15 protein-coding genes are annotated in these 14524 nt (G+C 67.8%); 10 read left to right on the top strand and 5 right to left on the bottom strand.

The window, feature by feature from the left end:
• The first annotated feature begins 15 nt into the window (after positions 1-15).
• Entirely contained in the window at positions 16-426 is a 411-nt protein-coding gene (locus tag VMT65_RS16575; RefSeq protein WP_326309089.1) for a cupin domain-containing protein, read from the top strand.
• Positions 427-429: 3 nt separating this feature from the next.
• Here the strand turns inward: VMT65_RS16575 and VMT65_RS16570 are convergent, their stop codons facing one another.
• The 4 genes from VMT65_RS16570 to VMT65_RS16555 all read right to left on the bottom strand — a co-directional run bounded on the left by VMT65_RS16570 (position 430) and on the right by VMT65_RS16555 (position 5252).
• Positions 430-1584 carry a serine hydrolase domain-containing protein gene (locus tag VMT65_RS16570; RefSeq protein WP_326309088.1) on the bottom strand — a complete coding sequence of 385 codons (1155 nt, stop codon included), beginning with the start codon at positions 1582-1584 and terminating at the stop codon, positions 430-432.
• Between the two features lie 76 nt (positions 1585-1660).
• Entirely contained in the window at positions 1661-2923 is a 1263-nt protein-coding gene (locus tag VMT65_RS16565; RefSeq protein WP_326309087.1) for a glycosyltransferase family 4 protein, read from the bottom strand.
• Complete coding sequence (locus tag VMT65_RS16560; RefSeq protein ID WP_326309086.1) at positions 2920-4473, bottom strand: glycoside hydrolase family 57 protein; 1554 nt, start codon at positions 4471-4473, stop codon at positions 2920-2922. The genes VMT65_RS16565 and VMT65_RS16560 overlap by 4 nt, the downstream gene beginning before the upstream one ends.
• On the bottom strand, positions 4470-5252 hold the full coding sequence (locus tag VMT65_RS16555; protein ID WP_326309085.1) for a class I SAM-dependent methyltransferase: 783 nt from the start codon (positions 5250-5252) through the stop codon (positions 4470-4472). Before VMT65_RS16555 ends, VMT65_RS16560 begins: the two co-directional genes overlap by 4 nt.
• Positions 5253-5443: 191 nt before the next feature.
• Here VMT65_RS16555 and VMT65_RS16550 point away from each other — a divergent pair, with 191 nt between their 5' ends.
• The 4 genes from VMT65_RS16550 (at position 5444) to VMT65_RS16535 (ending at position 8898) form a co-directional block, all read left to right on the top strand.
• Positions 5444-6229, top strand: a complete 786-nt coding sequence (locus VMT65_RS16550; protein WP_326309084.1) for an electron transfer flavoprotein subunit beta/FixA family protein — start codon at positions 5444-5446, stop codon at positions 6227-6229.
• Positions 6230-6266: 37 nt separating this feature from the next.
• Positions 6267-7226: an electron transfer flavoprotein subunit alpha/FixB family protein gene (locus VMT65_RS16545; RefSeq protein ID WP_326309083.1), complete on the top strand. Its 960-nt coding sequence runs from the start codon at positions 6267-6269 to the stop codon at positions 7224-7226.
• A gap of 214 nt (positions 7227-7440) precedes the next feature.
• Positions 7441-7914, top strand: coding sequence for a hypothetical protein (locus VMT65_RS16540; protein ID WP_326309082.1), 474 nt, complete (start codon positions 7441-7443; stop codon positions 7912-7914).
• A 42-nt stretch (positions 7915-7956) separates the two neighbouring features.
• Entirely contained in the window at positions 7957-8898 is a 942-nt protein-coding gene (locus VMT65_RS16535) for an aminoglycoside phosphotransferase family protein (RefSeq protein ID WP_326309081.1), read from the top strand.
• A gap of 36 nt (positions 8899-8934) precedes the next feature.
• On the opposite strand, the gene VMT65_RS16530 is transcribed toward VMT65_RS16535, so the two are convergent.
• A complete protein-coding gene (locus VMT65_RS16530; protein WP_442790258.1) occupies positions 8935-9795 on the bottom strand; it encodes a LysR family transcriptional regulator in 861 nt (286 codons plus the stop codon).
• 113 nt (positions 9796-9908) lie between these two features.
• Here VMT65_RS16530 and VMT65_RS16525 point away from each other — a divergent pair, with 113 nt between their 5' ends.
• From VMT65_RS16525 to VMT65_RS16505, 5 genes are all read left to right on the top strand, one after another.
• Positions 9909-11204 carry an NAD(P)/FAD-dependent oxidoreductase gene (locus VMT65_RS16525; protein WP_326309079.1) on the top strand — a complete coding sequence of 432 codons (1296 nt, stop codon included), beginning with the start codon at positions 9909-9911 and terminating at the stop codon, positions 11202-11204.
• A gap of 78 nt (positions 11205-11282) precedes the next feature.
• On the top strand, positions 11283-11891 hold the full coding sequence (locus VMT65_RS16520) for a PadR family transcriptional regulator (RefSeq protein ID WP_326309078.1): 609 nt from the start codon (positions 11283-11285) through the stop codon (positions 11889-11891).
• A gap of 76 nt (positions 11892-11967) precedes the next feature.
• The gene (locus VMT65_RS16515) at positions 11968-12984 is read left to right on the top strand and encodes an ATP-binding cassette domain-containing protein (RefSeq protein ID WP_326309077.1); all 1017 of its coding nucleotides are present in this window, start codon (positions 11968-11970) and stop codon (positions 12982-12984) included.
• Positions 12981-13742: an ABC transporter permease gene (locus VMT65_RS16510; protein WP_326309076.1), complete on the top strand. Its 762-nt coding sequence runs from the start codon at positions 12981-12983 to the stop codon at positions 13740-13742. Before VMT65_RS16515 ends, VMT65_RS16510 begins: the two co-directional genes overlap by 4 nt.
• Before the next feature lie 59 nt (positions 13743-13801).
• The gene (locus VMT65_RS16505; protein WP_326309075.1) at positions 13802-14512 is read left to right on the top strand and encodes an SDR family NAD(P)-dependent oxidoreductase; all 711 of its coding nucleotides are present in this window, start codon (positions 13802-13804) and stop codon (positions 14510-14512) included.
• The last annotated feature ends 12 nt before the right edge of the window (positions 14513-14524 follow it).

The following is a 14524-nucleotide window of genomic DNA, read 5'->3' as shown; positions in this document are numbered from 1 at the left end:
CGGTTTCGAGCGGTCGTGACAGGTGTGGCATCCATCGCGCTGGTGGGAGCGGTCGGTGCGACCGCCCATGCGACGCCGCCGGAAGGGGTTTCCGCGGTAATCCTGTCGCAGACCACCATTGGCGGCACCGACTACATCCTGCGTGAAATCACCGTCGCCCCGGGCGGTTCCACGGGATGGCACTATCACGACGGAACGCTGTACGCCTATGTGCGGCAGGGGCAGATCAGCCATTACGGGTCGGATTGCGCGATCGATCAGACCGGCGGACCGGGTGCGGCGTTCGTGGAGCGGGCCGGGATGGGGAACATTCACCTCGAGCGGAATGAGGGGACGGAACCCCAGATTCTCGATGTGCTCTACGTGCTGCCCGCCGGTAGCCCACTGTCCGAGGACGCACCGAATCCGGGTTGCCCCTTCAACTGACGGTTACAGCGCGGCGTAGACGGCTTCGAGGAGTCGGTACGCGCGGCGGTCGCCGGCGAGCCAGTCGCGGCGCAGGTTGGGAATGAAAGCGAAGGCCACGCGGTGGTGAGGGTCGGCCAGGCCGATCGAGCCGCCCGCACCGGGGTGGCCGAAGGCCGTGCGGCGGGCGACGGCCGGGACGAGCATGTTCTCGGAGGGCAGGGCGTAGCCGAGTCCGTAGGCGGAGGTGGAACCCAGGACCTCGTCGGTGCCCCGGACTCGTTCGCGGATCGCGTCGGTCAGAACCGGCCGGGGCAGCAGGTCACCAGCGAGCAGATCGCGGTAGTGGGCGGCGAGGGCGCGGGCCGTGGTGACCAGGCCGGTGGCGGGCCAGCCGCCGGTGAGCACTTCCGGATCGTTGTACGCGGCACGGGGATTGGCGGTCGAGCGCAGAATGAGGGACTCGGGATCGCGGAAGGCCCGAGCCATGCGGCGCACCGATTCGGGGGAGATGGGGTCGGGGTCGCCGGTCCACTCCCGCTCACCGGGAGCGGGAAAGGTCAGGCGCGCAACCCTTTCCAGCAGCTCGGCGGGAACATCGATGTGCAGGTCCGGTCCCAGCTCCCGACGGACGTAGTCACCGACCGTGGAATCGGTATGACGGCCGATGAATTCGCCGAGCAGCCAGCCGTAGGTGAGGGCGTGGTAACCGTGGCGAGTGCCCGGCTCCCACAGGGGCGACTGGGCGGCGAGCAGCCCGGCGACGAGTCCCGGTTCGGCGGCCTCCGCCGCGGAGACCGGCCGATCCAGGACCGGCAGTCCCGCGCTGTGGGTCAGGAAATCGGCCAGCGTCGTCGAATCCTTGTCGGCGCGTGCGTATTCGGGCCACCAATCCGCCACCGGCTTCTCCACCGAGATGCCGTGATCGGTGGCCACCCGTAGCGCGGCGGTGGCCGTGACGGCCTTGGTGGAGGAGAAGCTCACGCACAGGGTGTCCCGCTCCCAGGCGCGGCCGGTCTTCGCATTGGCGATGCCGCCCCAAAGGTCCACCACCGCACGCCCGTCCACGAAGACGGCGACGCCCGCGCCGAGATTCTGACCATCGGCGAAGCTCGCCTCGAAGATCTCGCGCACGGACCGAAAGGCCGGGTCGGCATGGCCGTGAACCAGGGACACCATCCCTGAATTAGAACACGTTCTAATTCAGGACAAAAGGGTGTCCCTGGCGAATCCCGACGGATCCGGTGTGTGGCGCTCAGTACGGCTGGTTCGGATCCCGTTCCGGCAGTGGGCGTTCCGAGATGACCGGACGGCCCAGCGGCGTCCGGACGCGACGCTTGGCCGCCTGGTAGACCAGTGCGGTTTCCTGCGCCACCACATCCCAAGCGAAATCGGCGGTCAAGCGTTCGCGGGCGGACCAGGCGCGGTCCTGGGCGGCGGCCGGGTCGTCGAGGACCGAGATCACCGCGTCCACAACGCCGTTCACGTCGGCGGGTTCGAAGGACGCGCCGGTGACACCGTCGGTGACGAGATCGCCGAGGCCGCCCGCCGTGGAGGTGATGAGCGGGGTGCCCGCGGCGGCGGCCTCGAGGGCCACGATGCCGAAGGGCTCGTAGCGGCTGGGCAGCACGATGGCGTCGGCGCTGTGCAGCCAACCCAGCAGATCGGTGTGGTCGAGCTTGCCGACGAAATTGACCGCCCGCGCCACCCGATGCGCGCGGGCACGCTCACGCAGCCAATCGAATTGGGTGCCGACACCGGCGATGGTCAACGTGGTGCCCGGGTGCAGCTTCCGGATGCGCGGCAAGGCGGCGATCGCGTCCTGGATGCCCTTCTCGTATTCGAGCCGGCCGACATACAGCAGTCGCGGCGGCCCCGAGCGCGGGGCGCGCTCACGGAAGGTCCACGCACCCACGTCGATGCCATTGCGGATCACCGTCATCGGCACCCGCTCGGCCCCGTACAGCCGGTGCACCTCGTCCTTCATGGACTCCGAACACGTGATGAGCGCGTCGGATTCGTGCGCCAGCCACCACTCGACCGAATGCACCTGCCGATTCACCCGGCCCGAGACCCAGCCGCTGTGCCGCCCCGCCTCGGTGGCGTGAATGGTGGAAACCAAAGGCACGTCGTAATACTCGGCCAGGGTGATGGCCGGGTGCGCGACCAGCCAGTCGTGGGCGTGCACCACATCCGGCGTCCACCCCTCGCCGATGCCCGGCTTGTCCAACGCGATTCCGGCACGAACCATGGCGTGTCCCATGGCCAGCGTCCAGGCCAGCATGTCCTCGCCGAAGTCGAAGGCGGGCGGATCCTCGGCGACCGCCACCACCAGCACCCCCTCCTCGATGAACGAGTGGGTCGGGTGGGTGGTGGCGTCGGTGCCCATCGGGCGGCGCGCCAGCACGACCACTTCGTGCCCGGCCGCGGCCAATTCGACGGCCAGGTGATGGACGTGGCGGCCCAGCCCACCGACGACGACGGGTGGGTACTCCCACGACACCATCAAGATCTTCATGCGGGTCCTTCTGAAGCGGGGCCGAGCCTGCGCGCGTCGAGCGCGGGGAAGAGTCCGTCGGCCGCGTACCATCCTGCCGCCAACTGCCCCGCTTTGGCGAGTTGCCCGGCGGCCACCGCCGCCGCGATCTCGCGGACCGCGTGGGCGTGTTCGTGGGCGCGGTCGCGGGCGTATCCGGCCGCGGAATCCTTGGACACCATGAACGCCCAGTCGCTGGAGACGGCGAGAATCGCCTCGCGCAGCAGTTGATCGGCGACGGTGTCACGCAACCCGTACCTATTTTTCTCGAGTGATCCCGCGTCGACGCGCATCTTGTCGAGGGTGTCGAGCGCGAGCCGCACCACCTCGGCATTGAGCTCGACCAGATCCGCGACCTGATCCCCGGCCCACACCCGCCAGTCCTTGCCCGAACCCCACGAGGAATCGGCCAATTCGACGTGTTCGCCCACGTAGCCGCGGGCCCGCGCGTCGGCCAGCGTGCCGACGGTGACCCCCGCCTCGGGCAGCGCGCGCAGCACCTGTTCGAGCCACTGCGGACCCTCGTGCCACCAGTGCCCGAACAATTCGGTGTCGAACGCGGCCACCACCAGCGCCGGACGGCCGATGCGCGCCGACTCCGAGATCAACCGTTCGCGCACGGTCGCCACGAAATCCGCGACGTCCTTCTCGACGGCCGCCGCCGCGAGCTCGGGATCGTAAGGGGCCTTGTCGGGCCCGGCGACGGTCTTGCCCGTGACCCGTGCGGGCTTGAGCCCGGTGGCGTGATCATAGTGATGGAAATCACGGTAGTAGGCCTGCCCCGGGTAGCCGGATTTCGGCGACCAGACGCGGTAGCTGACCGTCAGATCGCGGCCGAAAGCCACCACGTCCGAATCCCACACGGGTCGCCCGAGCGTCGTGTCGCCGCGCAGCGCGGGACCGTCGACCATGAAGTGCGTGATGCCGACCTTGCTATAGGTCTGTTCCATCCCCGGCGTGAATCCGCACTCGGGAGCCCAGATCCCGGCGGGGGTGTGCCCCCACCGCGCCTGCGCGTCGGCCAGCCCCTCGACGAGCTCGAACTCCCGCAGGCGCGCGTCCAGCAGCGGCTGGAACGGATGCGACAGCGGCCCGCCCAGCAGTTCGATGGCCTCGGCGTCGATGAGCTCCCGCCACACCGGCGAGGCCCCGTGCCGCCAGCGCGTCTCGAAATCGTCCAAAGCCGCACTGGCGAGCCGGTGTTCGTGCCCGCCGAGGGCGGTATTGCCCGCCATGGACGCCTCGTCCGCGCGCAAGCGCCAGTTGCCCAGCCAGTGATGCATGCCCTTCAGGCAGTGCGGGTCATCCAGCTGCGCCGCCAGCACCGGCGTGATGCCCAGGCTCAGCAGATGCGAACGCCCCTCGGCCGCAAGGGTTCTCAATACCTTCGCGACCGGCAGATACGACGCCGCCCACGACTGGTACAGCCACTCCTCGCCGACCGGCCACCGCCCGTGATGCGCCAGCCACGGCAGGTGCGAGTGCAGGACCAGCGTGAACTGGCCCGGCACCGGAGAAACCTTGTCGCTCACGGCTTCACCGCGATGGCGACCAGATCCAGGCTGGCATCGATATCGCGCTCGGAGTCGGCGAGCAGTTCGAAATCGTCGATGCGCACGGCGGCCACATCCGCGGCGAGATCGGCGGGCCACGGCTCACCCGCGAGCGCCCGCTCGATCTGGGCGTCGATGATCGACCCGCCCCATTTCCGGTCCAGCGCCACGAGTTCGGGCCCGTGGAAGATGCCCGCCATCAATTCCACGCCGAAACCGGCCTCGACGAGCAGCTCGGTCATCTCCGCGGCATTCAGCTCACGCGTATGGAAAGGGTTGAGCGGGGTGTCGCGCCCCGGCGAGAAGGTGATCCGGTTCGGCGTGCTGATCAACAGCTTCCCGCCCGGCCGCAGCACTCGCCGGCACTCCCGAAGGAACTGCGCCTGATCCCAAAGGTGCTCGATCACTTGGAAGTTCACCACAACGTCCACCGACGCGTCGTCCAGCGGCAGCTCGGCCAAATTGCCCTGGATCATCTCCACCCGCGGGTACTTCGCGCGCACGTGCGCGACCGCGCTGTCGTCGTAGTCCAGCCCGATGACCTGCGCCGCGACGTCCGCGATCATGTTGGCCCCGTAGCCTTCTCCGCTGCCCGCCTCCAGCACGACCTTGCCCGCGCACTGCTCGAGCATCCGCACATACGCGATCTCGTGCCGCCGGAACCAGTAGTTCTCCTCGGCGATGCCGGGCACGGTCCGCTCACCGGTCAAAGGCAGGGGATCGGTGGGGTTTTCAACAGGACTCACGGCCTCGCTCATTGCTCCGACGTTAGCGGTTGCGCATATCACACCCGCGACCGGATCGACCGATGCGGAAACTCACACTCTAAGTTACCCACGAGTAACTTAACGTAGGGTAATCTCCCGAACGAGCTACTTGTGGACGTACGTGACGAACTCGTGCGACCGCCACACCCAGTGCCACCAGAACAGGAGGTCGACGAAGACCAATGCCGAACATCGTCGTACTGATCAAGCAGGTTCCCGACACCTGGTCCGAGCGCAAGCTGACCAGCGGTGACTACACCCTCGACCGCGAGGCCGCCGACGCCATCCTCGATGAGATCAACGAGCGCGCCGTCGAGGAGGCGCTGTTGATCAAGGAGGCGCAGGGCGGCGAGGTCACCGTCTTGGCGGCGGGCCCCGACCGGGCCACCGAGGCCATCCGCAAGGCCCTGTCGATGGGCGCGGACAAGGCCATCCACATCAACGACCCGGCCATCCACGGCTCGGACGCCGTGCAGACCGCCTACATCCTGGCCGCGGCGCTGGGCCAGATCGAGGGCATCGAACTGGTCATCGCGGGCAACGAGGCCACCGACGGTCGGGCCGGTGCGGTTCCGGCCATCATCGCCGAGTACCTGGGCCTGCCGCAGCTGACCCACCTGCGCAAGCTGACCGTCGACGGTGAGCGCATTGCCGGTGAGCGCGAGACCGACGAGGGCGTGTTCAAGCTCGAGGCCACCCTCCCGGCCATCGTCTCGGTGACCGAGAAGATCAACGAGCCGCGCTTCCCGTCCTTCAAGGGCATCATGGCCGCCAAGAAGAAGGAAGTTCAGACCTTCACCCTGGCCGATCTGGGCGTGGACCCGGAGACCGTGGGCGTTGCGAACGCCGGCACCCAGGTGACCGGCGTGACTCCGAAGCCTGCGCGCACCGCTGGCGAGAAGATCGTGGACGAGGGCGAGGGCGGCAACCAGATCGCCACCTACCTGGTCGGCCAGAAGATCATCTAAGCGCCCCGGGCCCAACGACTTTCAGGAGAGAGAAACAATGGCAGAAGTTTTGGTGCTCGTCGAGCACGCCGAGGGTGCGCCCAAGAAGGTCACCACCGAACTGCTCACCGCCGCTCGCGCGCTGGGCACCCCGGCCGCCGTCGTGGTCGCCGCCCCCGGCACCGCCGACAAGCTGGGTGACGCGCTGGCCGCGGCCGGCGCCGAAAAGATCTACGTCGCCGAGGGCGACGCCGCCGAGGGCTTCCTGGTGACCCCCAAGGTCGACGTCCTCGCCGGTCTGTCCGAGTCCGCCGCCCCGGCCGCGATCCTGGTCGCCGCCACCGCGGAGGGCAAGGAGGTGTCGGGTCGCCTGGCCGCCCGCATCGGTTCCGGTCTGCTCATCGACGCCATCGCCGTGAACGGTGACGGCTCGGTGCAGCACTCCATCTTCGGTGGCGCGTTCACCGTGGATGCCAAGGCCACCGGCGATGTCCCGGTCATCTCGGTGCGTCCGGGTGCGATCGAGGCCGCGCCGCAGGCCGCCGCCGGTGAGAAGGTCGCCGTCGAGCTGCCCGCGCAGGAAGAGGGCGTCACCAAGGTCGTCTCGCGTGAGCCGATCGTGGGCGGCGACCGTCCGGAGCTGACCGAGGCCGCGATCGTGGTCTCCGGTGGCCGCGGTGTCGGTTCGGCCGACAACTTCGGCAAGGTCGTCGAGCCGCTGGCCGACGCCCTCGGTGCCGCCGTCGGCGCTTCGCGTGCCGCCGTCGACTCCGGCTACTACCCGGGCCAGTTCCAGGTCGGCCAGACCGGTAAGACGGTCTCCCCGCAGCTGTACATCGCCCTGGGCATCTCCGGCGCGATCCAGCACCGCGCCGGCATGCAGACCTCGAAGACCATCGTGGCCGTCAACAAGGACGAAGAGGCCCCGATCTTCGAGATCAGCGACTACGGCATCGTCGGCGACCTGTTCAACGTCGCCCCGCAGCTCACCGAGGCCGTGAAGGCTCACAAGGGCTAACCCGCCTCTCCGCGCCTTTTGCGGACCGGTCAGGCGCAACTCACGTTGCGTCGCCGACTTGGGGATCTTGCCGGGTCGGGTTAGCCCGTACCCGGTGAGTTACCCTCGACTCGCCAAATCTGTTGTTGCGTCGGGCATCAACAGACTTGGCGAGTTTTCGCATTTCTGAGACGGGCGATGCGCGCCGTCGTCGAAGTCTGGCACGCTATTGGCCGTGCGTGGGCGATTCGATCCTCGGCGTGGGCGGGTCGAGCCGGTCGCCAGTGAGAAGACGGATGAGACGGGCCAGATCACGGTGGGTGAGCTGGTGTCGGCCCTGCATTTCGATCTGGCCGAATGGTTGGGCACCGACGCGCTGCCGAAGGTGTTCGACCGGATCTCCGGTGCGCTGGACGAGCAGTTCACCTCGGTGGTGACGACCGGGCAGGCGGTGGATCGCGAGACCTTCCTGGCCGGGATCTGGTCGGCGCGAAACGCGTTGGCGGGGGTGGAGATCGAGGTCTCCGAGATCCAGGAGATCGCCCGCAGCGGACAGCTGATCGTGGTCCGGTTCGTGGCGGAGAACCGCATCGGCGAGTCGAAGACCGGCAAGCGCACGGTCACGGCCGTGCTGGTGACCGACGGCCGGACCTACCTGTGGCGCACCGTCCACGAGACGCCGGTGCCCGAAACCGCCCAGCCCGACTGACGGTGTTTGCCCGCGCGCGACGGGTTGGGGCAGGCTGGGCCGATGCCGATCTCATTGCCGCCGGAGGTGGCCGAGACCATTGCGACGAATTTCGGGGAGCGCGGGCCGAGCTGGCTGGCGGCACTGCCGGGACTGGTGGAGAAGCTGTGCGGGGCTTGGGAGTTGGAGGTCATCGGCGACAGCTTCGGAGGTGGCACGCATTCGTGGGTCGCGCCGGTGCGGCGGGCCGACGGGTCGGTGGCGGTGCTCAAGGTGCCGGTCGTCGACGAGGAGAACTGCGGCGAGCCGACCGGGCTGTACTGCTATGACGGCGACGGCGCGGTCCGGCTGTTCGAATTCGATTCCAGCAGTGGGGCGATGCTGTTGGAGTGGGCGCGACCCGGCACGGAACTGTTGTACCAGCCCGGATTTCCGAGTCTGGAGGGGCGGCCGGAGCACATCGCGAAGGTCGAGCAGGCGTGCCGGTTGTATCGGCGGTTGCGGCGAGAGCCGACCGCGGTGCCGGACGGGTTTCCCGAATTGCCCACGGCCGCGGGCATGGTGGCCGAGTGGGAGCGGCTGTTCCTCAACCCGGAACCCGAGGTCGCCGAGGTGATTTCGACGCGACTCCGCGATCGCGCCGCGCAGCGATGCGCCGAGCTGTCGGTGCCGGACGGCCCCCTGCTGGTGGTCAACCGCGACACTCACCTCGGCAATATCGTTGCGGCCGAACGCGAACCGTGGCTGCTCATCGATCCGAAGGCGTACCTCGGCGAGGCCGCGTTCGATGCCGGATTCCTGATCATGATTCAGGTACAGAGCGATCCGACACCCGATCACGCGCACGCCGCCGTCGAGCGCACCGCCGCCGCGCTGGAGATCTCACCCGACCGCGCCCGGGCATGGGCGTTCATGCGGTCGATGGAGGAAATCGTCTGGGCCCTCGAAGACGAGGAACCCGAGGAACTGCGCCTGCACCTGGCGGTCGCCACGGCCCTGGTCTGAGCCCGCCGGTCGAAGCCTGCCGCGGGACAGGCTCTGTCAGGAAGAGCGCAGAGCGGCCAAGAGGGTGGTGACGATGGGGGAGGTGCGGCCCTCGCTGCGGGTCACCGCCGAGACCGGGATGCGCAGGGGGTGGCCGCTGAGGCGGAGGGTGGCGATGCCCTCGGTCTGGCTGTCGGCGTAGAGGATGGTCCAGGCGTCCGGGCGGTTGATGAGCTCCATGGTGGCGGTGTGGTCGGGCGGGATGGGCGGGCCGAAGACCGGTCCGGTGGGAAGGTCGGAGAACGCGGCGCGCACGACATTGTGGAGCAGGATCTGTTCCGACTCCGGCGGCAGCAGCAGCGGATAGGACCCCAATTCCGCGAGGGTGACATCGCCGCCGCGCCGCACGAGCGGGTGCATGGTCGAGGTGGCGATGACCGGATCCTCGACCCAGAGCTGTTCGACGGTCAGCCCCGGCTGGTCCACACTGCCCCGGATGAGAGCAAGATCACAGTCCCCGTCGGCCACGGCCTGAATGCGCTGCCGGAAGGGCTTGATGACGAATTCGATCTCCGCGCCGGGATGCGCCTCGCGTGCTCCGGCGATGGCGGAGAGCGATCTTGTTGCGAAACTCATATTCGCCGCCAAGCGAATTCGCGGCCCGGAGGCCCGTACAGCTGCGCGAATGGCCGATTCCAGGCTCAGCATTTGCTTCGCAAGGGGAAGTAGCCGGGTGGTCGCGTCGGTGGGGACGACCGATCGTGTCGAGCGTTCGAAGAGGTGCACGCCAAGGTCCCGCTCCAGCCTGGCGATCTGGTGGCTGATGGCCGACTGCGAGATGAAACAGCGGCTCGCGGCCCGGCTGAAGCTCAGCTCCTCGCAGACCGCCACGAAGTAGGCCAGTTGGCGCAGCTCCACGGCATCTCTCCAATTCATGATCAATGTAGATAAGAGTCATCTTGATTATGCGCCCTGACCCCTGGAACAACCGCGTTCCGAATCACGGTTAGTCATGACAGAAGGGAGCAGTCATGTACAACCTGGAGGCGGAGATCGAAACCGCCGATGTCGTCATCGTCGGATCGGGCTTCGGCGGGCTGGCCGCCGCGAAGCAGCTGAACAAGTCGGGAGTTCGCTACGTCCTCATCTCGGGTACCCCCGAGCATCTTTTCCAGCCGTTGCTCTACCAGGTAGCGACGGGTGTGCTGGCCTCCGACGAGATCGCTCCTCCGATTCAGAACATCCTCCGCAAGCACAAGAACGGTGAGGCGCGTCTGGGCAAGGTGACCGCGATCGACGCTCCCAACGCGATCCTCACCTACGAAACCCCCGAGGGGCCGCGCAAGATTCGGTACGGCAAGCTCATCGCCGCCACCGGCGCCAGCCAGTCCTATTTCGGCCGTGACGATTTCGCGGACAAGACGTTCTCGCTCAAGACCATCGACGACGCCCGCCGCCTGCGCGCGCAGATCGAGCGCGTCTTCGAGCAGGCCAAGACCGCCGACCCGGAGACCCGCCGCCGCCTGCTCAGCTTCGTGGTGGTCGGCGCGGGCGCGACCGGTGTCGAGGTCGCGGGCCAGTTGAAGGAACTCGCGAAAAGGTACTTCCACCTGGAGGATACGGTCACTCTCGTCGAGGGCGCGGGTGTCGTGCTGCCGCCCTTCGGCGGGCGGCTGTCGGAGTATTCGAAGCAGTCGCTCGAGAAGAGCGGCGTCGAGGTGCTGGTCGACACCTTCGTGACCGATATCGAGCCGGGCAAGGTCACCGTCAAGAGCAAGGACGGCGTGGAGCGCGGCATCGCCGCCGAGACGGTGGTGTGGTCGGCGGGTGTGGCCGCCGGTGAGTTCGCCAAGATTCTGGCGGAGGCCACCGGCTGCGAGACCGACCGCGCCGGACGACTATTGATCAACCCGGACTGCACGGTCGGCGGGCACGCCGACATCTTCGCCATCGGCGATATGACCTTCCTCAACGGCTACCCCGGCCAGTCGCCGGTGGCCATGCAGGAGGGCCGCCACGTGGCCGACATCATTCGCGGTAAGAAGCCCGCCGCCACCCCGTTCGTCTACTGGGACAAGGGCTCGATGGCGGTGATCAGCCGCTTCAGTGCCGTCACCAAGATCAATGACAAGGTGAAGTTCACCGGCATGCTGGCCTGGGTGACCTGGCTCGCCGTGCACCTGTTCTACCTGGTCGGCTTCCGCAACCGCTTCGCCGCGGTCGCCTCCTGGCTGGTGGCCTTCATCGGCAGCGGCCGCCCCGGCTTCAACGAGGTCGAAAAGACCCCGGCGGCAAAGCCTTTGGAGCAATCGCGCCGAGCGGCCTGAGCGTCGTCGCGACTCGGATGGGCTCCCCACGGACCGTGGGGAGCCCATCGTTGTTTCCGGGGGAGTTAACCTGCGAGCATGGCTGTCCCTACAACTCGATTGCTGGTGCTGGCGGTGGTGCGCATGCTGCAACCCGTGCACGGCTATGACGTTCGCCGCGAACTGCTGTCCTGGCAGGCCGACGATTGGGCGAACGTCAAACCAGGTTCGGTCTATGGCGCGTTGAAGACGTTGCAACGCGACGGGCTCATCTCGGTGGAGGGGGTGGGGCAGGAGCGGGCCCGGCCGGAGCGCACCACGTATCGGCTGACGGCGGAGGGGGAGAAGCAGTTCGGTGAGATGTTGCGCGAGGCGCTGTACGACACGGACTCGCCGAAGCATCCGTATGTCGCACCGGTGGCGTTGTTTCCGTCCGCGCCGCGCGAGGAAGTCGTGGCGGCCCTGCGGGCGCGCATCCTGAAGTTCGAGTCCGACCTGGTGCGCTACGACCGGGAGGCCGAGCGGATTCTGGCCGGGAGCGGAGACCCCCGGGTGGCGATCCCGCACCACGCGGCCGATGGAATTCGGTTGACCTCGGATCACATTCGGGCGGATCTGGAGTGGTCGCGCCGGACCCTGGCGCGGATCGAGAGCGGCGAGCTGGATGTGTGGTCGGACACCTGGGGTGGTCCGCCTCCGGTCAGCTGATCCACACGCCACGGGTGGCGATCAAATCTGAATAATCAAGCTTGACTAATAGGGAGGTTGTTTCTACCGTTGTGGCGTGGAAACGACATCACCCGTTCGTGGTGAACCCACCGATCCGGTGATCCGGGTCCGTGGTCTGGCCCGGACATTCAAGACCAAAACCGGTGACGTGCAAGCGGTCACCGGTATCGACTTCGACGTGCACTACGGGGAGATCATCGGGCTGCTCGGGCCCAACGGGGCGGGGAAGACCACCACGCTGCGGATGATCTCGACCCTGCTCTCGCCCACGGCCGGGGAAGCGACCGTGGTCGGGGCGGATCTGCGGGGCGAGGCGCGGACCGTGCGCTCGCGCATCGGGTATGTGCCGCAGGGCGGATCGACCAATGAACTCGAGCTGGTCGAGGACGAATTGGTATTGCAGGCACGGCTTTTCGGGTTGTCGAAGGCCGAGGCCAAGGCCAATGCGGCCGAGCTGGCCAAGGCCCTGGAGTTCGACGGGCTGGAGCGGCGCAAATGCTCGCAGCTGTCCGGCGGGCAGCGGCGGCGCGTGGATATCGCGCTCGGGCTGGTGCATCGGCCGACGCTCATCTACCTCGACGAACCCACCACGGGACTGGACCCGCAGAGCCGCGCCAATCTGTGGGATCACATCCGCCGGCTGCGGGATGAGGGCACGACCATCGTGCTCACCACCCACTACCTGGAGGAGGCCGACGCGCTGTGCGACCGCATCCTGGTGATGGATCACGGCACCATTGTCGCGGAGGGCACGCCCGATGAGCTCAAGCGGCGCATCTCCGGCGATGTGATCAGTCTCGAAATCGATTCCGCCAGCGCCGATCTGGCCCTGGAGATCGCGTCCGAGGTGCTCGAGCTGCGCTCCAAACTGCGCACCGACGAGAGCGGCCGTGCCGGAACGAGTCTCGTGCATCTGACCGTGGAACACGGTGATGCCGCGGTGGTTCCGCTGCTGCGGGCGCTCGGCGACAAGGGCATCACGCCCGGCGCGCTCACCGTCAAGCGGCCCAGCCTCGACGATGTATTCCTCACGCTCACCGGGCGTTCGCTCCGGGAAGGAGACCGGTCATGACATTCCTGCGCGATACCGGACTGATCTACTGGTCCCAGCTGCGGGCCAATCTGCGCAATCCGGTGTGGGTGATCATCGGGCTGATGCAGCCGATCATCTACCTGGTGCTGTTCGGGCCGCTGGTGAAGGGCGTCTCGGGATCCTTCGGTCCGGGAGCTGACCCGTGGAAGATCCTCACCCCGGCCCTGGTCATCCAGACCGGACTCTTCGGCGCGCTGTTCGTCGGCTTCGGCATCGTGGCCGAATGGCGGGCCGGAGTGGTCGAGCGGCAACGGGTTACGCCCGCCCCGCGCGGCGCGCTGCTGCTGGGTCGGGTGCTCAAGGACATGACCGTGCTGACCGTGCAGGCGCTCGTGCTGGTCGCGGTGGCGACCGTGGCGTTCGGGCTGCGGCCGGACCCGCTCGGACTGGTGCTGTCGCTGCTGCTGATCGCGGTCATGGGCGGCGGCCTGGCGGCCGCGTCCTACGCGCTGGGCCTGTGGGCGCGCTCGGAGGACACCCTGGCCTCGCTGCTGAACTCGGTCTCGGTGCCGATCATGCTGCTGTCGGGCATTCTGCTGCCGCTCACGGTCGGCCCGAAGTGGTTGCAGAACCTCGGCAAGGTGAATCCGTTCTCGCACACCGTGGATGCGGCCCGCGCACTGTTCCGCGGCGACCTCGGGGCGCACGAGGTCTACATCGGCACGGCGGTGACATTGGCGGTCACGGTGGTGCTGGTCGTGATCGCCGCGCGCAGCTTCGCCCGGGAGAACGCCTGAGCTTCGCTCCGGGAGAAATTCATTGACCTCGAGTGAAGTTCAGGTTTCACGATGGCGGTATGCCTGAAAACAACAAACGAGCCCTGATCACCGGGGCGTCGGCGGGCTTCGGCCGAGCGGTCGCGCTCGCGCTCGCCGAGAGAGATTGGGAATTGATCATTGTGGCGCGGGGCGCGGATCGGCTGGAGACAGTCCGGTCCGCGGCCCGCGCTCTTGGCATTGCGGGGGATGTCGCGGCCATCGCGGGTGATGTCGCGGATCCGGCGGTCCGGGAGCGGATCGCCGCGGCGGTGGGCGACGGTGGATTGGACCTGGTGCTCAACAATGCCAGCGCCCTCGGCCCGAGCCCGCTGCCGACCTTGGATCGATACCCGCTCGATGAACTCGCGACCGTCTTCGCCACCAATGTGATTGCACCCCTGGCGATTCTGCAACTCGCCTGGCCCGCGCTGCGCGCCTCGGACGGTGTGGTGGTGGACGTCAGCTCCGATGCCGCGATCGGTGGATACGAGGGTTGGGGCGGCTACGGAGCCTCCAAGGCGGCCCTGGACCAACTCACCAATGTCCTCGCCGCCGAAAACCCGGACCTGCGCGTCTACAGCTTCGACCCCGGCGATATGCGCACCGACATGCACCAGGCCGCCTTCCCCGGCGAAGACATCTCCGACCGCCCGGAGCCCGAAACCGTCGTCCCGGCCCTGCTCCACCTCCTCGAAACCCGCCCGCCCAGCGGCAGATACATCGCCTCGGAAGTCCCGGTGGCGTCATGACTTCCGGCATGG

The sequence above is a fragment of the Nocardia sp. CDC153 genome (genome assembly GCF_035818515.1).
Lineage (GTDB): Bacteria > Actinomycetota > Actinomycetes > Mycobacteriales > Mycobacteriaceae > Nocardia.
This window is presented reverse-complemented; position numbering and strand designations above follow the sequence as displayed.

What these genes read in the sequence shown, in the direction of transcription:
- VMT65_RS16545 (WP_326309083.1), top strand. Translation starts at nt 6,267, where the DNA reads ATGGCAGAAGTTTTGGTGCTCGTCGAGCACGCCGAGGGTGCGCCCAAG.
- VMT65_RS16520 (WP_326309078.1), top strand. Translation starts at nt 11,283, where the DNA reads ATGGCTGTCCCTACAACTCGATTGCTGGTGCTGGCGGTGGTGCGCATG.
- VMT65_RS16550 (WP_326309084.1), top strand. Translation starts at nt 5,444, where the DNA reads ATGCCGAACATCGTCGTACTGATCAAGCAGGTTCCCGACACCTGGTCC.
- VMT65_RS16565 (WP_326309087.1), bottom strand. Translation starts at nt 2,923, where the DNA reads ATGAAGATCTTGATGGTGTCGTGGGAGTACCCACCCGTCGTCGTCGGT.
- VMT65_RS16525 (WP_326309079.1), top strand. Translation starts at nt 9,909, where the DNA reads ATGTACAACCTGGAGGCGGAGATCGAAACCGCCGATGTCGTCATCGTC.
- VMT65_RS16555 (WP_326309085.1), bottom strand. Translation starts at nt 5,252, where the DNA reads ATGAGCGAGGCCGTGAGTCCTGTTGAAAACCCCACCGATCCCCTGCCT.
- VMT65_RS16510 (WP_326309076.1), top strand. Translation starts at nt 12,981, where the DNA reads ATGACATTCCTGCGCGATACCGGACTGATCTACTGGTCCCAGCTGCGG.
- VMT65_RS16535 (WP_326309081.1), top strand. Translation starts at nt 7,957, where the DNA reads ATGCCGATCTCATTGCCGCCGGAGGTGGCCGAGACCATTGCGACGAAT.
- VMT65_RS16570 (WP_326309088.1), bottom strand. Translation starts at nt 1,584, where the DNA reads ATGGTGTCCCTGGTTCACGGCCATGCCGACCCGGCCTTTCGGTCCGTG.
- VMT65_RS16505 (WP_326309075.1), top strand. Translation starts at nt 13,802, where the DNA reads ATGCCTGAAAACAACAAACGAGCCCTGATCACCGGGGCGTCGGCGGGC.